Source organism: Streptomyces sp. LaPpAH-108, from assembly GCF_000373625.1.
GTDB lineage: Bacteria > Actinomycetota > Actinomycetes > Streptomycetales > Streptomycetaceae > Streptomyces.
Map to the genome: position 1 here is coordinate 742,787 of NZ_KB891988.1, position 19,609 is coordinate 762,395.

At 73.0% G+C, this 19,609-nt stretch carries 20 protein-coding genes; 12 read left to right on the plus strand and 8 right to left on the minus strand.

Annotation, left to right across the window (positions count from 1 at the left end; translation table 11 throughout):
* The first annotated feature begins 89 nt into the window (after nucleotides 1–89).
* The 5 genes from B079_RS0109500 to B079_RS0109520 all read left to right on the plus strand — a co-directional run bounded on the left by B079_RS0109500 (nucleotide 90) and on the right by B079_RS0109520 (nucleotide 5,063).
* On the plus strand, nucleotides 90–527 hold the full coding sequence (locus tag B079_RS0109500; protein ID WP_018545556.1) for an SRPBCC family protein: 438 nt from the start codon (nucleotides 90–92) through the stop codon (nucleotides 525–527).
* An 860-nt stretch (nucleotides 528–1,387) separates the two neighbouring features.
* Entirely contained in the window at nucleotides 1,388–2,560 is a 1,173-nt protein-coding gene (locus B079_RS0109505; RefSeq protein WP_018545557.1) for an ArsA family ATPase, read from the plus strand.
* A gap of 82 nt (nucleotides 2,561–2,642) precedes the next feature.
* Complete coding sequence (locus B079_RS0109510) at nucleotides 2,643–3,149, plus strand: DUF5304 domain-containing protein (protein WP_018545558.1); 507 nt, start codon at nucleotides 2,643–2,645, stop codon at nucleotides 3,147–3,149.
* 78 nt (nucleotides 3,150–3,227) lie between these two features.
* The gene (locus B079_RS0109515; RefSeq protein ID WP_018545559.1) at nucleotides 3,228–4,181 is read left to right on the plus strand and encodes an ROK family glucokinase; all 954 of its coding nucleotides are present in this window, start codon (nucleotides 3,228–3,230) and stop codon (nucleotides 4,179–4,181) included.
* Nucleotides 4,182–4,313: 132 nt separating this feature from the next.
* Nucleotides 4,314–5,063 carry an endonuclease/exonuclease/phosphatase family protein gene (locus B079_RS0109520; protein WP_018545560.1) on the plus strand — a complete coding sequence of 250 codons (750 nt, stop codon included), beginning with the start codon at nucleotides 4,314–4,316 and terminating at the stop codon, nucleotides 5,061–5,063.
* A 15-nt stretch (nucleotides 5,064–5,078) separates the two neighbouring features.
* On the opposite strand, the gene B079_RS0109525 is transcribed toward B079_RS0109520, so the two are convergent.
* Nucleotides 5,079–5,714 carry a hypothetical protein gene (locus B079_RS0109525; protein ID WP_018545561.1) on the minus strand — a complete coding sequence of 212 codons (636 nt, stop codon included), beginning with the start codon at nucleotides 5,712–5,714 and terminating at the stop codon, nucleotides 5,079–5,081.
* Nucleotides 5,707–6,486: an alpha/beta hydrolase gene (locus B079_RS0109530; RefSeq protein WP_018545562.1), complete on the minus strand. Its 780-nt coding sequence runs from the start codon at nucleotides 6,484–6,486 to the stop codon at nucleotides 5,707–5,709. Before B079_RS0109530 ends, B079_RS0109525 begins: the two co-directional genes overlap by 8 nt.
* A gap of 193 nt (nucleotides 6,487–6,679) precedes the next feature.
* On the opposite strand from B079_RS0109530, the gene B079_RS0109535 reads away from it, so the two are divergent.
* The 4 genes from B079_RS0109535 (at nucleotide 6,680) to B079_RS0109550 (ending at nucleotide 10,521) form a co-directional block, all read left to right on the plus strand.
* Nucleotides 6,680–7,432, plus strand: a complete 753-nt coding sequence (locus tag B079_RS0109535; RefSeq protein WP_018545563.1) for a 1-acyl-sn-glycerol-3-phosphate acyltransferase — start codon at nucleotides 6,680–6,682, stop codon at nucleotides 7,430–7,432.
* Nucleotides 7,433–7,488: 56 nt separating this feature from the next.
* Nucleotides 7,489–8,712: a MacS family sensor histidine kinase gene (macS, locus tag B079_RS0109540; RefSeq protein WP_026248517.1), complete on the plus strand. Its 1,224-nt coding sequence runs from the start codon at nucleotides 7,489–7,491 to the stop codon at nucleotides 8,710–8,712.
* Nucleotides 8,709–9,383, plus strand: a complete 675-nt coding sequence (locus B079_RS0109545; RefSeq protein ID WP_018545565.1) for a response regulator — start codon at nucleotides 8,709–8,711, stop codon at nucleotides 9,381–9,383. Before macS ends, B079_RS0109545 begins: the two co-directional genes overlap by 4 nt.
* 109 nt (nucleotides 9,384–9,492) lie before the next feature.
* Nucleotides 9,493–10,521, plus strand: coding sequence for a 6-phosphofructokinase (locus B079_RS0109550; protein WP_018545566.1), 1,029 nt, complete (start codon nucleotides 9,493–9,495; stop codon nucleotides 10,519–10,521).
* 14 nt (nucleotides 10,522–10,535) lie between these two features.
* On the opposite strand, the gene B079_RS0109555 is transcribed toward B079_RS0109550, so the two are convergent.
* Together B079_RS0109555 and B079_RS36525 are read right to left on the minus strand one after the other, a co-directional pair.
* Entirely contained in the window at nucleotides 10,536–12,410 is a 1,875-nt protein-coding gene (locus B079_RS0109555; protein WP_018545567.1) for a phenazine-specific anthranilate synthase component I, read from the minus strand.
* Between the two features lie 118 nt (nucleotides 12,411–12,528).
* Nucleotides 12,529–12,585: a trp operon leader peptide gene (locus tag B079_RS36525; protein ID WP_356098408.1), complete on the minus strand. Its 57-nt coding sequence runs from the start codon at nucleotides 12,583–12,585 to the stop codon at nucleotides 12,529–12,531.
* A gap of 105 nt (nucleotides 12,586–12,690) precedes the next feature.
* Between B079_RS36525 and B079_RS0109560 the strand changes: the two genes are divergently transcribed.
* Entirely contained in the window at nucleotides 12,691–14,046 is a 1,356-nt protein-coding gene (locus B079_RS0109560) for a class II 3-deoxy-7-phosphoheptulonate synthase (RefSeq protein ID WP_018545568.1), read from the plus strand.
* 152 nt (nucleotides 14,047–14,198) lie between these two features.
* The gene (locus B079_RS31615; RefSeq protein ID WP_018545569.1) at nucleotides 14,199–14,447 is read left to right on the plus strand and encodes a (2Fe-2S)-binding protein; all 249 of its coding nucleotides are present in this window, start codon (nucleotides 14,199–14,201) and stop codon (nucleotides 14,445–14,447) included.
* A gap of 19 nt (nucleotides 14,448–14,466) precedes the next feature.
* On the opposite strand, the gene bfr is transcribed toward B079_RS31615, so the two are convergent.
* Nucleotides 14,467–14,985: a bacterioferritin gene (gene bfr, locus B079_RS0109570; protein WP_018545570.1), complete on the minus strand. Its 519-nt coding sequence runs from the start codon at nucleotides 14,983–14,985 to the stop codon at nucleotides 14,467–14,469.
* A 153-nt stretch (nucleotides 14,986–15,138) separates the two neighbouring features.
* On the opposite strand from bfr, the gene B079_RS0109575 reads away from it, so the two are divergent.
* Nucleotides 15,139–15,771, plus strand: a complete 633-nt coding sequence (locus tag B079_RS0109575; RefSeq protein ID WP_018545571.1) for a sulfite oxidase-like oxidoreductase — start codon at nucleotides 15,139–15,141, stop codon at nucleotides 15,769–15,771.
* A 27-nt stretch (nucleotides 15,772–15,798) separates the two neighbouring features.
* Here B079_RS0109575 and B079_RS0109580 read toward each other — a convergent pair whose 3' ends face one another.
* From B079_RS0109580 to B079_RS0109590, 3 genes are all read right to left on the minus strand, one after another.
* A complete protein-coding gene (locus B079_RS0109580; RefSeq protein WP_018545572.1) occupies nucleotides 15,799–16,701 on the minus strand; it encodes a deoxyribonuclease IV in 903 nt (300 codons plus the stop codon).
* A 94-nt stretch (nucleotides 16,702–16,795) separates the two neighbouring features.
* Entirely contained in the window at nucleotides 16,796–18,724 is a 1,929-nt protein-coding gene (gene pknB, locus B079_RS0109585) for a Stk1 family PASTA domain-containing Ser/Thr kinase (RefSeq protein ID WP_026248519.1), read from the minus strand.
* Nucleotides 18,725–18,809: 85 nt separating this feature from the next.
* Nucleotides 18,810–19,607, minus strand: a complete 798-nt coding sequence (locus B079_RS0109590; RefSeq protein ID WP_018545574.1) for a thiazole synthase — start codon at nucleotides 19,605–19,607, stop codon at nucleotides 18,810–18,812.
* Nucleotides 19,608–19,609 lie beyond the last annotated feature (2 nt).

Below are 19,609 nucleotides of genomic sequence, written 5' to 3' on the forward strand. Positions count from 1 at the left end.
GGCGGCGCGGTAGCCTTCGGGCTGCACATACGTGCGCAGCCCGCGCGCGAGAACCTCATCTCGGTCCGGTATCTGGAGGAGCCACGGCGATGGCGGAACACACCAGTTCGAGCATCACGATCGAGGCGGCTCCGGCCGACGTCATGGCGGTGATCGCCGACTTCGCGCGCTACCCCGACTGGACCGGCGAGGTCAAGGAGGCGGAGGTGCTGGCGGCCGACCCGCGGGGCCGCGCCGAGCAGGTCCGCCTCGTCATGGACGCGGGCGCCATCAAGGACGACCAGACCCTCGCCTACACCTGGACCGGCGAGCACGAGGTCTCCTGGACCCTGGTCAAGTCCCAGATGCTCCGCTCCCTGGACGGCACCTACGTCCTGGCCCCCGCCGGAGCGGCCACCGAGGTCACCTACCGCCTCACGGTCGACGTCAAGATCCCCATGCTCGGCATGATCAAGCGCAAGGCGGAGAAGGTCATCATCGACCGCGCGCTGGCGGGCCTGAAGAAGCGGGTCGAGACGGGGTCCTGACCCCGCCCGCGATCTTCCCGAGTCCGGCTGGACCCGGCGCCTGACACCGAGCCTGGCGGGCTGGGCCCACGCTCGCATCGAGCTTGGTGGGATCCGCCGGTGCCTGTCGGGTTGCGCTCGCGCGCGGTGGCCGTCGCCCTTCGGGTGGTCCGGGTCCGCTCGGCAGCCCGCCCGTTGTGAACGGGGAGTGTGGCCGATCGGTGGGGTTCTGCCCGTCCCGAGTGGTCTGCGCCCCGCCCTGTGGTCCACCGCTGTCCGGTGGCCCGCGCCTACGTCTGTGGGCCGACGCTCAGACCTGATGGCCACGCGGCAACCTGGCGGACTGGCCCCCGCCCCGGTGCTCCGCGTCCATGCCGGTGGCCCGCACCCACTTGATGACCCGCGCCGATCCGGTGGCCCGCGTCCACCTGGTGAGCCGTGCCCGTGCCTGGCGGCGCGCGCCCGGCGCCTGCCCGCAGGGTGCCCCCGGGCGGACGACGGCGTTGGGCCGCCTGCGCCTATCCGGTGGCCCGCGTCCACCTGGTGAGCCGCGCCCGTGCCCGGCGGCCCGTGCCCGGCGCTGCCCGCAGGGCCCCCGGGCGGGACGACGGCGTTGGCCCGCCCGTGCCCACCTGGTGGGCCGCGCCCATCCGGTGAGCTGCGCCCGCGCCCCGCAGCGAGCGCCCGGCGCTGCCCGCAGGGCCCCCGACGGGACGACGGCGTCGGCCGCCCATGGTCTGCGCTCGGTGGGCCGGGCCTCGGGGCCAGTGCCCACGGCGTGTGGTCGGGCCCCCGGGGCCCAGTCGTCGCCCGCTGACACGGCGTCCGGTGTCAACTGCCGCCCCGCACCCCGCCGGAGGCGTCCGTTAGCGTTCACCTCTATGCGCACCATCCTCATGACGGGCCCGGGCGGCAGCGGGCGTACCAGTGTCGCCGCCGCCACCGCGCTCCACGCCGCCCGCGAGGGCACCCGCACGCTTGTGCTCAGCGCCGACCGGGCGGACACCCTCGGCACCGCGCTGGGGTGTGCGACGGGGGCCGTTCCAGTGGAGGTGAGTGACCGGCTCACCGCCTGGCGGCCGGACGCGGCCGAGCGGTTCCGGGAGGATCTGACCGCGTTCCAGGGCCGCGCCGCGAACGTGCTCGACCTGCTCGGCGCCGCCCGGCTGGACGCCGAGGAGGTCACCCCGCTGCCCGGCGCCGAGGAGCTGTCGCTGCTGCGGGCGCTGCGGGACGCCGCGCTGTCCGAGCGGTACGACCTGCTCGTCGTGGACCTGCCGCCGCTGCCGCAGGCCCTCGCCCTGCTCGCGCTGCCCGAGGAACTGCGCCGCTATCTGCGCAGGCTGCTGCCCCCCGAGCGGCAGGCGGCCCGCGCGCTGCGGCCGATGCTGGGACGGCTCGCCGGGGTGCCGATGCCCGCCGACTGGCTGTACGAGACCGCGGGCCGCTGGGACCTGGAGCTGGCCGCCGTGGAAGCCGTCCTCGCGGACCCGGGCACCTCCGTACGCCTGGTCGCCGAGCCCGGACCCGCGGGAGCCGAGGCCGTACGGGACGCCACCCTCGGGCTCGCGCTGCGCGGACTGCGCCCCGAGACACTGATCGCCAACCGCGTCCTGCCCGACGCCCCCGCCGACTCCTGGCTCGCCGGACCCCTCGCCCAGCAGCGCAAGACCCTGGACGAGTGGGAGGAGGAGCACGTCGTACGCCCCGTCCGCCACCTCGGCCGCGACCCCCAGGGCGCCGACGACCTCGCCGCGCTCGCCGTACCCCCCGTCACCCCCGCGCCCGCCCCGGTCGAGTGGTCCGTGACGGACCGGCTCGCCGAGGACGGCGTCCTGGTGTGGCGGCTCCCGCTGCCCGGCGCCGTGCGCGAGAGCCTGGACCTGATCCGGCGCGGGGACGAACTCGTCGTCAGCGCGGGCCCGTTCCACCGCATCGTCCCGCTGCCGTCCGCCCTGCGCCGCTGCACCGTCGCCGGTGCCGCGCTGCGCGAGGGCGTCCTGGACGTACGGTTCGCCCCCGACCCCGCGCTGTGGCCGACGACCGGACGATGAGCCCGGCCGATGAGACGGGACGGTGAACGGGGTGCCCCGTTCGGGTAACGTCGACAACGCGAACCGTAGTCAGGAGTCCGCCATGAGCGAAGAGCACCCCGCCCCCGACCCTGTCGAGCCGGAGCCGACGGCGGCACCCGCCGGGGAGCGGACGGCCGACGCCGACGCCTGGGCCACGGCCACCGCCGAGGACCTCGCCGCCGAGAAGGCCCGCCGCCGCGCCGAACAGGGCCCGCCCCCCGGCTCCGCCGCCGAGGAGCTGCGCAAGCTGATGGACACGGTGGCCGACAAGCTGTCCGGCCTCCAGTCCCCGCTGCTCGGTGCCGTCGCGGGCCCCGCCGCCCAGCAGGTGGTGCGCCAGGTCGTCCAGCAGGCCAAGGCCGCCGTCGAGCCGGTGGTCGAGCGCAATCCGGACGTCTTCGACCATCTCGCCAACGCCGGTGCCGAACTGCTCGCCGCCTACCGCTCCGCCGTCCAGTCCCAGGAGCACCGCTGGACGGCCGGTCCCGCGAGCACTCCCGGCGACGGCGGCGACGACGGTCCCGGCCCCGCGGGCACCGGCCCCGGAGAGCGCATCGACCTGGACTGAAGCGCTCCCACAGCTCTCCCTCCACAGGGGCTCGGGTACCGTTGGCCCTAGCGGGGCTCGACCGGAACTGAGGGATTCATGGGACTCACCATCGGCGTCGACATCGGCGGCACCAAGATCGCGGCCGGCGTGGTCGACGAGGAAGGCAACATCCTCTCGACCTTCAAGGTGCCGACCCCCAGCACGCCCGGGGCGATCGTGGATGCCATCGCCTCGGCCGTGGAGGGCGCGCGTGCCGGACACGACATCGTCGGCGTGGGCATCGGCGCGGCGGGTTACGTGAACCGCCAGCGCTCCACCGTGTACTTCGCGCCCAACATCGACTGGCGCCAGGAGCCGCTCAAGGACGAGGTCGAGGCCCGCGTGGGCCTCCCCGTGGTCGTGGAGAACGACGCCAACGCGGCGGCCTGGGGCGAGTACAAGTTCGGCGCGGGCAAGGGCCACCGCAACGTCATCTGCATCACGCTGGGCACCGGTCTCGGCGGCGGCATCATCATCGGCAACAAGCTGCGCCGGGGCCACTTCGGCGTGGCCGCCGAGTTCGGCCACATCCGCATGGTCCCGGACGGCCTGCTGTGCGGCTGCGGCTCGCAGGGCTGCTGGGAGCAGTACGCCTCCGGGCGCGCCCTGGTGCGCTACGCCAAGCAGCGCGCCAACGCCACCCCCGAGAACGCCGAGATCCTGCTCGGCCTCGGCGACGGCACCCCCGACGGCATCGAGGGCAAGCACATCTCCATGGCCGCCCGCCAGGGCGACCCGGTGGCCGTCGACTCCTACCGCGAGCTGGCCCGCTGGGCCGGTGCCGGTCTCGCCGACCTGGCCTCGCTGTTCGACCCGTCCGCGTTCATCGTCGGCGGCGGCCTCTCGGACGAGGGCGAACTGGTCCTCGACCCGATCCGCAAGTCCTACAAGCGCTGGCTCGTCGGCGGCAACTGGCGCCCGGTGGCCGACGTCATCGCCGCCCAGCTCGGCAACAAGGCGGGCCTGGTAGGCGCGGCAGACCTGGCAAGGGAACCCGCCCCGGTGATGTAAGGCCCACTGGTGGTTTTTGCTTTCAGGGGCGCGGGGAACTGCGCGACAAGCCACGACGTACCGGCAGTCGCACACGATCCCGCGCCCCTGGGCATGAGGCGCCCCGACACCGGAACCGCGTAAGTTGACCCCATGGCAACCCCGTTCCCCAACTCCCGCACAGAACCCGACGGTTCAGCGGTCATCAGGGTCCTGACCTACAACATCCGCTCCCTGAAGGACGACACCGAGGCCCTGGCCAGAGTCATCACCGCCTGCGCCCCGGACCTCGTCCTCCTCCAGGAGGCCCCCCGGTTCTTCCGCTGGCGCAAAAAGCTCACCCGCCTCGCGAACGCCACCGGCCAGACCTACCTCACCGGCGGCGCCCCCGCCGCAGGGCCCGCGATCCTCTGCTCGCTCCGCGCCACGGTCGACCGCACCGAGGACGTCCTCCTCCCGCTCACCCCCGGACTGCACCGGCGCGGCTTCGCCACCGCCGTCGTCCGCTTCGGAAGGGCCCGCCTCGGCGTCCTCAGCTGCCACCTCAGCCTCCAGCGGGACGAGCGCCGCGAGCAGGGCGCCGCGCTCCTCGACCGCCTGGCAGGACTGGGCACCGAGCACGCGCTCGCGGGCGGCGACCTCAACGAGGACCCCGAGGGCGCGACCTTCCGGAGCCTGGCCGCCGGACTCCAGGACTGCCGGACCACGGCCCCCGAGGGCGGCGCCGACACCTTCCCGGCCGCCGCGCCCGAGCGCCGTATCGACGCGCTCTTCGCCACCAAGGGCATCGAGGTGCTGGCCTGCGGTGTGCCGACGGACCTGCCCGGCGTCACCGGGGAAGACCTGAGGGCGGCCTCGGACCATCTCCCGGTCCTGGCCGCCCTCAGCATCCCGGCGTCCTGAAGCGCGCCGAAGGTCTCAGACGACGGCCCCGCGCCCGGGGTCGTCCCCGCCCCCGTCCTCGTCGTCCGTGCGCATCCGCGTCACCAGCGTGACGAAGCCGCCCACGAAGCCGCCGATCCCGCAGGTCGCCAGCCACCAGGTCATCTCCCAGCCGAGCAGCACGGCCAGCAGAAGCAGCACCGGGCCGCCGATCACGCCGAGCCAGGCGAACTTCGCCGTGGTGTCCGCCACCGGCAGCGGCGGCGGCTCGGGCGGTACGAAGTGGCCCTCGTCGTCCTCGTCGAAGTCGTCGTCGGAGGGCTCGGGCGGGCTGTGGTCGCGCGGCCCGGCCTGAGGTCCTATCCCGGGCGCGAACGACACCGAGCTGCCCAGCGGGCGGGCGGCCCTGGGCGGACCCGGTTCCTCGCCGTCGCCGTCCTTGTCCGTGCCGGTGGTGTCCGTGCCGGTGGCCACGGCGGGCTCCTCCGGGTCCATCTCCGGCAGCGCCAGATCCTCGACGGGTCGGAAGGGCCGGGAACCCGGCGGGTCCACCGGCTCCTCGCCGTACCCGGCGACGATCGCCTTCCAGGCGGCCTCCTCGTCGAAGGGCACGCCCGGCTCGTCCGGCTCGCGGTCCTCGCGGTCCTCGCGATCGGAGTCGTGCTCAGCCAACTGGGGCCTTCCCTTCCTCGTCGGCACGGGGCGCGAGCCGACCGACGAAAGCAAGGCTCTCCTCGAAGATCCGGTCCGCGTCGTGGTCCAACGTCGCCACGTGGTAACTCTGTTCCAGCACGACCTCCGTTACGTCCGCGGAGGACACCCGGCTCAGCACCCGCGCCGAATCGACCGGCGGCACCACATGGTCCCGCGCGCTGCGCAGCAGCAGCAACGGCTGGGTGACCCGGGGCAGCTCGCCGTCCAGACGGCGCAGGGACTGGCGCAGCGAGTGCGCGGCGTGCAGCGGCACCCGGTCGTACCCCAGCTCCTCGGCGCCCGCCTTGGCGATGTCGCTGGCGATGCCCTTCGTGGCGGGCACCAGATGCCGGGCCAGCGGAAGGGCGTACGCCGAGAGGCCGTGCACCCGGTTCGCCGGGTTGACGACGACCACCCCGGCGATCCGGTCGCCGTGCCGCGCGGCCAGCGCGAGGGAGAGCGCGCCGCCCATGGACAGACCGGCCACGAAGACCTGCGAGCAGCGCTCGGTCAGCAGCCGCAGCTCGCGGTCGACCGTCGCGTACCAGTCGGCCCAGCCGGTGGCCGCCATGTCCTGCCAGCGGGTGCCGTGCCCGGGCAGCAGGGGCAGCGAGACGGTCAGGCCGTGCGCGGCGTGGTGCTCCGCCCAGGGGCGCAGCGACTGGGGCGAGCCGGTGAAGCCGTGACAGAGGAGGACACCCACCTCCCCGCCTTCGTGGCGGTACGGCTCTGCTCCGGGAAGGACCGGCACCTTGGGGCTCCTGTTCCGAGAAGGGGCGAAGGGGACTTGTCCGGTGCGTGCGGGACGGTTCGGGAAAAGCGGCGTGCGGAACCGGCGGATGTGCTTCACCGTACGCGACCGTACCGACACCGACCAGGGTCGTCGGGTCCATCGGCCGCGGACCGGGTTAAGGTCTGTTCGACGGAACTCAGGAGGAACACGGGTGTTGTACGGCACGATGAAGCTCGCCATCGGAGGGCCGCTCAAGGTCGCCTTCCGGCCCTGGGTGGAGGGTCTGGAGAACATCCCGGACGAGGGCCCCGCGATCCTGGCGAGCAATCACCTGTCCTTCTCGGACTCGTTCTTCCTCCCCACGATGCTGAACCGCAAGGTCACCTTCATCGCCAAGGCGGAGTACTTCACCACGCCGGGCGTCAAGGGACGCCTGACCGCCGCCTTCTTCAAGGGCGTCGGACAGCTGCCGGTGGACCGCTCCGGCGCGCGCGGCGCGGGCGAGGCGGCGATCAAGAGCGGCATAGACGTGCTCGAGCGCGGCGAGCTGTTCGGCATCTACCCCGAGGGCACCCGCTCGCCCGACGGCCGCCTCTACCGGGGCAAGCCCGGCGGCCTCGGACGCGTGGCGCTGGCCACGGGCGCGCCGGTCATCCCGGTCGCAATGATCGACACCGAGAAGATCCAGCCGCCCGGCAAGGTGATGCCGAAGCTGATGCGGCCCGGCATCCGGATAGGCAAGCCGCTCGACTTCAGCCGCTACCAGGGCATGGACCACGACCGGTTCGTGCTGCGGGCGCTGACCGACGAGGTCATGTACGAGATCATGAAGCTCTCGGGCCAGGAGTACGTGGACATGTACGCGACCGCCGCCAAGCGGCAGATCGCGGAGGCGGCGAAGGCCGCCAAGGAGGCCGCGCAGGCGGGCACCGGCGGGGACAAGCCGGAGAAGGCCGGGGCCTAGCGCCCGGGGCGGGGCAGCGGCGGGGGAAGCGGTACCGGGGGAGACGGGGGGCGGTCGTGGCCGGTCGTGGACGGGTCCTGCGGATGTCGGTCGAGCTGCCGCTGTGGCGCGCGCTCGCCGGATACCGCGTCCTGACGGCGCTGTACGCCATCGGTCTGGGCGTCACCGCCTTCGACCACTTCGTCCGCCCCTGGGCCGCCGTCGCGTACTACGCGGTCCTGCTCGGGTGGACGGCCGTCACCCTGCCCCGGGTCACCGGCGCCGAGCGCTGCACCCGGGGCTTCCTCGCGGCCGATCTGACCGTCGCCGTGACGGGCATCCTGCTCACCCCGCTCATCGACGACCCCGCGCGGATCGCGGGCGGCGGACCCACCCTGCCGTCGATATGGACGGCCGGGGCGGTGCTGGCCTTCGCCCTCAAGGGCGGCTGGCGCTGGGCCGCGATCGCCTCCACGGCCGTCGCCGCCGCCAACCTGATCGAGCGCGGCGCCCCCACCCGCGACACGGTGCACAACGTCATCCTGGTCTGGCTCGCCTCCATCGCCATCGGCTACGTCGTCGAGGTCGCCCGTGCCTCCGAGCGCACCCTCGCCCGCGCCCTGGAGATCGAGGCCGCCACCCGGGAACGCGAGCGCCTGGCCCGGGACATCCACGACAGCGTGCTCCAGGTGCTCGCGATGGTGCAGCGGCGCGGCGCGGTCATCGGCGGCGAGGCGGCCGAGCTGGGGCGGCTCGCGGGCGAACAGGAGGTCGCCCTGCGCACCCTGGTCTCCGGCGGCCTGCTCCCGCTCTCCCGTACGCCACTGGACCCGGGCCCCGCGACGCCGCGCGACGAGGCCGCCGTACCCCCGGACGAGGGCCCGCTCGACCTGCGCACCCTGCTCGCGCCGTACGCCGGGGCCCGGGTGAGCCTGGCCGAGCCGGGCGCCCCGGTGCCGCTGCCCCCGGCCGCCGCGCGGGAACTGGCCGCCGCCGTCGGGGCCGCCCTGGACAATGTGCGCGGACACGCGGGCGACGGGGCCCGCGCCTGGATCCTCGTCGAGGACGAGCCGGACGCGATCGTGGTCACCGTCCGCGACGACGGCCCCGGCATCCCCGAGGGCCGGCTCGCCGAGGCCGAGGGCGAGGGCAGGCTCGGCGTGGCCCAGTCGATCCGGGGACGGCTGCGCGACCTCGGCGGCAGCGCCGAACTGATCTCGGTGCCGGGCCAGGGCACGGAGGTCGAGCTGACGGTACCGAAGAGCGCCGAAGGGGCACGGGGGAAGGCGGAGAAGCGATGACGGAGCAGGACCCGATCAAGGTCATGGTGGTGGACGACCACCCCATGTGGCGCGACGCGGTCGCCCGCGACCTGGCCGAGTCCGGCTTCGCCGTGGTCGCCACGGCGGGCGACGGCGACCAGGCCGTACGCCGCGCCAAGGCCGCCGCCCCCGACGTGCTCGTGCTCGACCTGAACCTGCCCGCCAAGCCCGGCGTCCAGGTGTGCAAGGAACTCGTCGCCCACGACCCGGCCCTGCGCGTCCTCGTGCTGTCCGCGAGCGGCGAGCACGCCGACGTGCTGGAGGCCGTGAAGTCCGGCGCCACCGGCTATCTGCTGAAGTCGGCCTCCACGGAGGAGCTGACCGACGCCGTACGCCGCACCGCCGCGGGCGACCCGGTGTTCACCCCGGGCCTGGCCGGCCTGGTCCTCGGCGAGTACCGGCGCCTGGCCGCCGAGCCCGCCCCCGCGCCCGACACCGACGCCCCCGGCGCGCCCCGGCTCACCGACCGGGAGACCGAGGTGCTGCGCCTGGTCGCCAAGGGCCTGAGCTACAAGCAGATCGCCGAACGCCTGGTCATCTCGCACCGCACGGTCCAGAACCACGTCCAGAACACCCTCGGCAAGCTCCAGCTGCACAACCGCGTCGAGCTGGTCCGCTACGCCATCGAACGCGGCCTCGACGACGAGTGAGCCCCCGCGCGGTCCCGTAATTCACCGGAATCGCCCTTCCCACCTCGGTGCGTGAGCTGTATCACGATTAACGTGGCTGGGTCGGGACACCTCGGCGAAGGGACATTCCATGCGCGTCGGAGTACTGACCGGTGGCGGCGACTGCCCGGGTCTCAACGCCGTCATCCGAGGCATCGTCCGCAAGGGCGTGCAGGTGTACGGGTACGACTTCACCGGCTTCAAGGACGGCTGGCGCGGCCCGCTGGAGGGCCGCACCGTCCCCCTGGACATCCCCGCCGTGCGCGGCATCCTGCCCCGGGGCGGCACCATCCTCGGCTCCTCGCGGACCAACCCGCTCAAGGAGGACGACGGGGTGCGCCGGGTCAAGGAACATCTGCGCGAGGAAGGCGTGGACGCCCTGATCGCGATCGGCGGCGAGGACACCCTCGGGGTCGCCGCCGAGCTGTACGAGCAGCACGGGGTGCCCTGCGTCGGGGTGCCCAAGACCATCGACAACGACCTCTCCGGCACCGACTACACCTTCGGCTTCGACACGGCCGTCAACATCGCCACCGAGGCCATCGACCGGCTGCACACCACCGCCGAGTCCCATATGCGGGTCCTGGTCTGCGAGGTCATGGGGCGGCACGCGGGCTGGATCGCCCTGCACTCCGGGCTCGCCGGGGGCGCGAACGTCATCCTCATCCCCGAGCGGCGCTTCGACGTGGACCAGGTGTGCGGCTGGATCACCTCCCGCTTCGAGGCGTCGTACGCCCCCATCGTCGTCATCGCCGAGGGCGCGATGCCGCAGGACGGGGACGTGGTGCTCAAGGACGAGTCCCTGGACTCCTTCGGGCACGTCCGGCTCTCCGGGGTCGGGGAGTGGCTGGCCAAGCAGATCGAGAAGCGCACCGGCAAGGAGGCCCGCACCACCGTGCTCGGGCACATCCAGCGCGGGGGCACCCCGAGCGCCTTCGACCGCTGGCTGGCCACCCGCTTCGGGCTGCACGCCGTCGACTGCGTCCACGAGGGCGACTTCGGGGTGATGGTCGCCCTCCAGGGCACCGACATCGTGCGCGTCCCGATCGCGGAGGCCACGGCCACGCTGAAGACGGTCACACCGGAGCTGTACGAGGAGGCCGGGGTGTTCTTCGGCTGACGGGTTTGGCGCGGCTACGCGGTCGCCGTCCGGGGCCGCAGCACCAGGTCCCGGACCAGCGCCGCCCCGTTCAGGGTCAGCACCGACTCGGGGTGGAACTGCACCGAGACGAACCGGTCCGCGCGCAGCGCGTGCACCTCGCCGTCCGCCGTCCGGCTCACCTCCACGCCGTGCGCGGCCAGCTCGGCGGCGGCCTCGTCGTCGCAGCGCGCCACGAAGCTGTTGTAGAAGCCGACCGTCTCCGGGCGCCCGAAGAAGTCGATCGTGGTCTGCGCGCCCTGGTACGGCACCTTCTTGCGGACGATCTCCAGGCCCAGCTCGGCCGCGATCAGCTCGTGGCCCAGACACACCCCGAACACCCCGTGCGCATGCGCGCTCAGGGCCGCCGCCGTCAGCTCCCGCAGCACCCGCATCTTCGGGTCCGCCGGATCGCCGGGGTCGCCCGGGCCCGGACCCAGCACCAGCGGGCCCTCGTGCGCCAGCGCGGTCTCGCGCAGCCCCGGCTCGTCGTAGCGGCGCACGGTCACCTCCAGGCCCGCCGAGCGCAGCACGTGCGCCAGCATCGAGGTGAAGGTGTCCTCGCCGTCGATCACCAGCGCGTGCGCGCCGACCGGAGCGGCGGGCTCCCGCATCCGCAGCCAGAACGGCGCCAGCGCCGCGCGCCGTCCGTCCAGCGCGGCCCGCACCCGGGGATCCTCCGCCAGCCGGGGCAGCGCCCGCTCGGTGCGCGGCCGGGCCGGGCGCACCCCGAGCGCGGCCAGCACGCCCGCCGCCTTCGCATGGGTCTCGGCCACCTCGCCCGCCGGATCCGAGCCGCGCACCAGGGTCGCCCCGACCGGCACGCTCAGCCGCCCGTCGGCGGCGATGTCGGCGGTGCGGATCAGGATGGGGGAGTCCAGCGTGCGCGCGCCCCCGGAGTCCCGGCCCAGCAGGGCGAGGGCCCCCGCGTAGTAGCCGCGCCCGGTCGGCTCGTACCGCTCGATCACCCGGCACGCGTTCTGCACAGGCGACCCGGTGACCGTCGCCGCGAACATGGTCTCCCGCAGCACGTCCCGCACATCCAGCGAGGTCTTGCCGCGCAGCTCGTACTCGGTGTGCGCGAGGTGCGCCATCTCCTTGAGCCGGGGCCCGATCACGACCCCGCCCCGGTCGCCGACGGTGCACATCATCTTCAGCTCCTCGTCGACCACCATGGACAGCTCTTCGGTCTCCTTGGCGTCGGCGAGGAAGTCCAGCAGCCGCTCCGGCGTCGGCCCCTCGGCCGGATAGCGGTACGTCCCGCTGATCGGGTTCATCACCACCGTGCCCCCCGACATCCGCACATGGACCTCGGGACTGGCCCCGACCAGCGTCCGGTCCCCGGTGAACACCACGAACGTCCAGTACGCGCCCCGCTCACCCGCCAGCAGCCGCCGGAACAGCGCGAGGGCATCCGTCCGCGAGAAGCCCGGGATCTCGCCCTGGTAGGTCCGCCGGATCACGAAGTTGGCGCCCTCGCCGCGCCCGATCTCCTCGCGCAGCACCCGCCCGACGATCTCCGCGTACTCCTCGTCGGCCACGTCGAAGCCGCCGCCTTCCACCCGCACCTCGTGGTCCGGCAGGGTGTCCAGCGCCCGCGCGAGCGGGACCTCGTACGACTCCTCGGGGGTCAGCACAAGGAGCGGGGTGCCGTCGTCGCGCACGTCGAAGCCGCGCTCGCGGATCTGGCGGAACGGGATCAGCGCCAGCCCCTCGTCGGGCAGGTCGGCCAGGCGCTCGCGGGCGGTGACCGGGCCGAGCAGCACCTCCACCGCGGGCTCCTCGCGGCCCGGGGTGCGGCGGTGCAGCAGGGCGAAGGGGCGCGGATCGTCGGCGAGAAGGGAGAGATCGGTGGGGTCGGTCGGGTTCATGGAGTCCTCTTGCGTCGGTCCGGGGAGCGGGACGGCGGACGCCGGTCGAGGAGAGGACTCCGGAAAACACCGAAGGCCGCCCCTCGGGCGGCCTTCGCGAAGTCTTGAGTACGCGCAGTCAGCGGGCCGCCGGAGAAGCGGTCCACCACCAGTTCTGGATCGTCGGCGCGAACATGGAAAAGACCCTACCGTACCGGCGGCCCGTCCACGGGGCAGTCACTTCGTCTCACCTTTCGAGCCGGACCGGGAGCACGGGTGGCGACCCCGTAATGTTTACAGGGTGACCGTGAACGCTGATTCCCGAGCCGTCGCCGCCGAGGCGACCTGGCGAGACCTGCCCGCGGCGCAGCAGCCCGAATACCCGGATGCCGAGGCTCTGCGCGAAGTGATCGCGGAGCTGTCGGCCTATCCGCCCCTCGTCTTCGCGGGCGAGTGCGACCAGCTGCGTGCCCGTCTGGCGTCCGTCGCCAAGGGGGAGGCGTTCCTGCTCCAGGGCGGCGACTGCGCCGAGTCCTTCGAGGCCGTCGGCGCGGAGGACATCCGCGCCAAGGTCAAGACGATCCTCCAGATGGGCGCCGTGCTGACCTACGCGGCCTCCGTGCCGGTGGTCAAGGTCGGCCGGATCGCGGGCCAGTACTCCAAGCCGCGCTCCAAGCCCACCGAGACCCGGGACGGCGTGACCCTCCCGGTCTACCGGGGCGACTCCGTCAACGGCTTCGACTTCACCGAGAAGAGCCGTATCCCGGACCCCGAGCGGCTGAAGCGGATGTACCACGCCTCCGCCTCCACGCTGAACCTGGTCCGCGCCTTCACCACCGGCGGCTACGCCGACCTGCGCCAGGTGCACGCCTGGAACCAGGACTTCGTGAAGTCCTCCCCCTCCGGCCAGCGTTACGAGCAGCTGGCCCGGGAGATCGACAACGCGCTGAACTTCATGCGGGCCTGCGGCGCCGAGCCGGAGGAGTTCAAGACCGTCGAGTTCTACTCCTCGCACGAGGCGCTGCTCCTCGACTACGAGACGGCCCTGACCCGGGTCGACTCCCGCACCGGCAAGCTGTACGACGTCTCCGGGCACATGGTGTGGATCGGTGAGCGCACCCGGCAGATGGACGGCGCGCACATCGAGTTCGCCTCCAAGGTCCGCAACCCGATCGGCATCAAGCTCGGTCCGACCACCACGGCCGAGGACGCGCTGCGCTACATCGACCGGCTCGACCCCGACCGGGAGCCGGGCCGGCTGACGTTCATCGTCCGCATGGGCGCCGACAAGATCCGCGACCGGCTTCCCGAGCTGGTCGAGAAGGTCACGGCCTCCGGCGCGACGGTGGTCTGGGTGACCGACCCGATGCACGGCAACACCTTCGAGGCGGCCTCCGGGCACAAGACCCGCCGCTTCGACGACGTGCTCGACGAGGTCAAGGGCTTCTTCGAGGTCCACAAGGGCCTGGGCACCCACCCGGGCGGCATCCACGTGGAGCTGACCGGCGACGACGTCACCGAGTGCGTGGGCGGCGGCGACGAGATCTTCGTCGACGACCTCCACCAGCGCTACGAGACGGCCTGCGACCCCCGGCTCAACCGCAGCCAGTCGCTGGACCTCGCCTTCCTCGTCGCGGAGATGTACCGCGACCAGTGAGGCCGAAGTGGCCTGAAGCATGAAGTGGGGCGCGGATCACAGACGATCCGCGCCCCACGGCTTTCCCGACCCCCGACCGCTGGGTTAGGTTAGGTTTGCCTCACCGAGATACGGGATGGCGCGATACGGCGTTCTCGTCGGAGGTGAACCGGGTGTACGTCTGCAGTTGCTTCGGCATCACCGAGCAGCAGGTCGCGCAGCACGCCCAGGACGGCGCCTGCACCCCGCGCCAGATCGCCTCCGCCTGCAAGGCGGGCACCGACTGCGGCGGCTGTGTCCGCCGCATCCAGGCCCTGCTCGGCCGGGGCGCCTGCCCGCGCCGCGAGCAGATCGCCCAGCGGCCCCCGGTCCTGGTCACCGCGACCGCCGCCGAGCCCCTGCCGCAGCGGCCCGCCGCCTGACCGCCTGGCTGCTCGGCCCTCAGTGGGTGGAGAAGCCGCCCGTCCCCGGCCCCGACGAGTCCGGCTGGCTCTGCTCGATCGTGGTCGACAGATACAGTGCCTCGCCCAGCTTGTCGATCAGGTCCAGCTGGGTCTCCAGATAGTCGATGTGGTGCTCCTCGTCGGCCAGGATCGCCTCGAAGACGTTCGCCGAGGTGATGTCGCCCTTGGCGCGCATGATCTCCACGCCCCGGCGCAGCCGCTCGATGGCCTCGATCTCGATCTGCCGGTCGGCCTGGAACATCTCCGTCGCGGTCTGCCCGACCGAGACATGGAAGAGCCGCTGGTAGTTGGGCAGGCCGTCAAGGAGCAGGATGCGGTCGGTCAGGACCTCCGCGTGCCGCATCTCGTCGAAGGACTCGGCCCGGGTGTACTGGGCGAGCTTCGTCCACCCCTTGTGGTCCTGGAGCTTGGCGTGCAGGAAGTACTGGTTGATCGCGGTGAGCTCGGCGGTGAGCTGTTCGTTGAGCAGCTCGATGACCTCGGGGTCGCCTTGCATCGGGATGGACTCCTTCCGGGCAATCCTTGCTGATGGTGCCGCATGATTTCACCGGTGCCCGAAGTCGTCCAGTAAGTGCATACTTAGTGAGTTATGTCCGCATTGGCGTGATGCCGGTCGGATGCACCCTCTCCGGTCTGTCAGGATGGAGGCATGGGTCATCCGGTGGAACGTGCGTCCGGAGCACGCGCAGAGGCAGAACTTCCGCCGGGGCAGCGGCTCCAGCGCGGCTGGCCCGTCACCCACTACGGCCCGGTGCCGAAGTTCCGTCCCGAGCGCTGGGACTTCCAGGTCTTCGGCACCACCGCCGACGGCGGCAAACACGCCTGGTCCCACGAGGAGTTCACGGCCCTGCCGTACGCCACGGTCGTGGCCGACCTGCACTGCGTCACCAAGTTCAGCATGCTGGGCGCCGAATGGGGCGGGGTGCCCGCCCGCGCGGTCCTCGATCTGGCGCCGCCCGCACCCGGGGTCACCCATGTGATGGTCTGGGCGGAGTACGGCTTCAGCGCCAATCTGCGCCTGGAGGACTTCGCCTCGGACCACACGGTCTTCGCCACCCACAAGGACGGCGAACTCCTCACCGCCGAGCACGGCTTCCCGGCCCGCCTGGTCGTCCCGCACCTGTACGCCTGGAAGGGCCCCAAGTGGGTGCGCGGGGTGGAGTACATGACCGCCGACCGGCGCGGCTTCTGGGAGCAGCGCGGCTACCACAACATCGGCGACCCGTGGCGCGAGCAGCGCTACTCCTACCAGGAGCAGCCGGGGGACGGCCCCGAACTCTGAGCCGCGCCCCCTGAGCGGCGGCGGACCTCAGCCGTCGCGCAGCCGCTTGAGCCGGGCCACGTCCGCCGCGTGGCCCTCCTTGCCGCCCGGGGTCTCGATGACCAGCGGCACGCCCGCCGTCGCGGGGTGGTTCAGCAGGACGCGGAACGGCTCCTCGCCGATGTGCCCGGCGCCGATGTTCTCGTGCCGGTCCTTGTGCGCGCCCGCCACGTCCTTGGAGTCGTTGGCGTGGATCAGCTTCAGCCGCCCCTCGCCCACGGTCTCCACCAGCAGATCCAGCGTCTGCCGCATCCCGTCGGGCCCGGTCAGATCGTGCCCGGCGGCGAAGATGTGACAGGTGTCCAGGCAGACACCGAGCTTCGGATGGGCGTCAAGCGCCTCGAAGTACGGCCCGAAGTCCCAGGTGCGCGAGCACAGCGAGGCACCCTGCCCGGCCGTCGACTCCAGGAGCAGGAACGGGTCGTCGTCGTGGGTCAGCTCGTCCAGGAGCGGCAGCATCTGCTCCCGCACCTGCTTGAGCGCCACCTCACGGGCCCGGCCGCCGGTCGCGCTGCCGGTGTGCACCACGACCCCGAGCGCGCCGATCTCCCGGCCGCGCCGCAGCGAGTGCCGCAGCGACTCCACGGACTTCTCGACGGTGGCCTCGGTGTGCGAGCCGAAGTTGATCAGATACGGCGCGTGGACGTACGCCGGGACCGACTCCTCCGCGCACGCCTGCCGGAACGCCTCGTCCTGCTTCGGGTTCCCGGCGGGCGTGGCCCAGCCGCGCGGATTGGCGACGAAGACCTGCACGGTCTCCGCCTCCAGCTCACGGGCGTAGGAGAGGCCGGTCGTGTGCAGCCCGCCGGCCACCGGCACATGGCCGCCGACGGGGTTGCGCAGCGCGCCGGTGAGGGATGCGGTCTCGGGGGAGGGGGCCTGGCTCGTCACCCGTTCAGGGTGTCACGCCGGGCCCGGCCGCCGGACCGCCCAGGGCGGTGAGACCGGTCACCGGAAGGCACCGGTGACCGGACGGGGCCGCTGGTCAGCGGATGGTCAGGGTGATCGTCGAGCCCTTGGGCGCCTTGTCGCCGCCCGCCACGGACTGCCCGCGCACCTTGTCGCCGAACAGGCCCAGCAGACCCCGGTCCTCGTCGACCTCGAACCCGGCCGCCTCCAGCGTCCTCTTCGCGCTGTCCACGTCCTGCCCCGTCACGTCCGGGACCTCCACCATCTCGGGGCCCTTGGACAGGGTCAGCGTCACCGTGTCGCCCTCGGCCGCGGTGCCCTCGGCCGGTGTCTGCCGGACCACCTCGTCCTTGTCGTACTCGGAGGAGTGCACCCGCTCCGGGGCGACCTTCACCTTCAGGCCCGCGTCGGTCAGATCCTGGGCGGCGTCGTCCAGGCTCTCGCCGGTCACGTCCGGGACGTCCACCTCGCGGCCCTTGCTGACGACCAGCGCGATCGCGGAGCCCGCGCGCCGCTCGGTGCCCGCGTCCGGGGCCGTGGAGATCACCGAGCCGCGCGCGACCTCGTCGCTGAACTCCCGGGTCACCATGCCCGGCTCCAGACCGGCCGACTTCAGCCGGTCCCGTGCCGTGGCCAGGGTGCGGCCGGTCAGGTCCGGCACCTTCACCGTCCGCGGGCCCAGCGAGATCGTCAGGCCCACCGAACCGTGGTCGCGGATCCGGGCGCCCACCGACGGGTCGGAGCCGATCACCTGGCCCCGCTCCACGGCGTCGCTGTAGGCGTGGCGCACCTTGCCCACGTTCAGACCGGCCGACTCGAGCCGCTCCTTGGCCTGCGCCTCGGTGCGCGACAGCAGCGGCGGGACCTTGGTGAACTGGCCCGCGTTGACGTACCAGACGCCCGCCCCGACGAACAGCACCACCAGGGCGGCGACCAGCGCGAGCACCCCGCGCCGGGGCCGGGAGGCGGTGCGCCGGGGCGGCAGGGCGTCGGCCCCGAGCCGGGCCGTGTACTGCACGTCGCCGCCCGGGGCGCCGTCCGGCTCGCCCACCGGCAGCGGACGCGGCACGGTCAGCGAGCGCGGGATCACGCTCGTACGGTCCTCGGCGTTGTCGTGCCCGGCCGTGAGCGCGCCCGGCGGCTCGGCGTCGAGCTGGGCCTCGGTGAGCGCGGAGCGCACCCGCAGCACCTCGCCGAGCAGGGCCGCCGCGTCGGCGGGGCGCCCGGCGGGCGTGCGCGCGGTCGCGGTGGCCACCAGCGCGTCCAGCTCGGGCGCGAGCCCGGGGACCAGCGCCGACGGCGGGGGCACGTCCTCGTTCAGATGCTGGTAGATCACCTGGGCGGGGGAGTCCCCGGAGTGCGGCTTGGCGCCGGTCAGCATCTCGTAGAGCACGACACCGCACGCGTACACGTCCACGCGCGGATCGGCGGCGCCCCGCTCGATCTGCTCCGGGGCCAGGTAGGAGACGGTGCCGAGCACGGCGCCGGTCGTGCTGGTCACGGTGTCCACCGAGCGCACCAGGCCGAAGTCGGCGACCTTGACCCGGCCGTCGTCCCCTATCAGCACGTTCTCGGGCTTCATGTCCCGGTGCACGAAACCGGCCCGGTGCGCGGCGCCGAGCGCGGCCAGCACCGGCTCCAGGATGTCGAGCGCGGCCCGCGGGCGCAGCGCTCCGCGCTCGCGCAGCACGTCCCGCAGGGTGCACCCGGCGACGTACTCCATCGCCAGATAGACGTACGACCGGTCGGTGCCCTGGTCGAAGACCTGCACCACGTTGGGGTGGGAGAGCCGGGCGACCGACTTGGCCTCCCGGATGAAGCGCTCCACGAACGCCCCGTCGGCGGCCAGCGCCGGGTGCATCACCTTGACGGCGAGCACCCGGTCCAGGCGCATGTCCAGGGCCCGGTAGACCGTGGCCATCCCGCCGACGGCGATCCGCGCGTCGACGCGATAGCGGCCGTCGAGCACCTGCCCGACAAGGGGGTCCTGAAGCGTTGCATCCACGGCAAGGAGTCTACGAGGGACGACCGGCACTCCCGTCCCGGAAGAGGCTGCGGGGACGGATTGCGGCAGAGCTGTGACGAGGCACTCAGCCGAACGCGGGGCGCTCGGGGTCCAGGTGCGCGCGCCCCTCCACCGGCGAGGACGCCTCGGCGAAGTGCCTGCGCGGGATGCGCCCGGCCAGCCGCGCCAGCCGTCCGGCAAGCACCGCGTGCCGCATCGCGGCGGCCATGGTCTCCGGTTCCTGCGCCCGGGTGACGGCCGAGGCCAGCATCACCCCCGCGCACCCCAGCTCCATCGCCAGCGCCACGTCCGAGGCCGTACCCGCCCCCGCGTCCAGGATCACCGGCACGCGCGCGTGCTCCGTGATCAGCTGGAAGTTGTGCGGGTTGCGGATGCCGAGCCCCGAGCCGATGGGGGAGCCCAGCGGCATGACGGCCGCGCAGCCCACGTCCTGAAGCTTGCGGGCGAGCACCGGGTCGTCGTTGGTGTACGGCAGCACGGTGAAACCGTCGTCCACCAGGGTCTCGGCGGCCTCCAGGGTCTCCACCGGGTCCGGCAGCAGGGTCCGCTCGTCCGCGATGACCTCCAGCTTCACCAGGTCGGTGCCCAGCGCCTCGCGGGCGAGGCGGGCGGTGAGCACGGCCTCCCCGGCGGTGTAGCAGCCCGCCGTGTTCGGCAGCACCCGTACGTCCAGCTTCTCCAGGACGGAGAGGACCGAGCCGTGGGTGCCCGGGTCGACGCGGCGCATGGCGACCGTGGTCAGCTCGGTGCCGGAGGCGGTCAGGGCGCGCTCCAGGACGTCCAGGCTGGGCGCGCCGCCGGTGCCCATGATCAGCCGGGAGTTCAGGGTCAGACCGCCGATGACCAGGGGGTCGTCGCTCATTT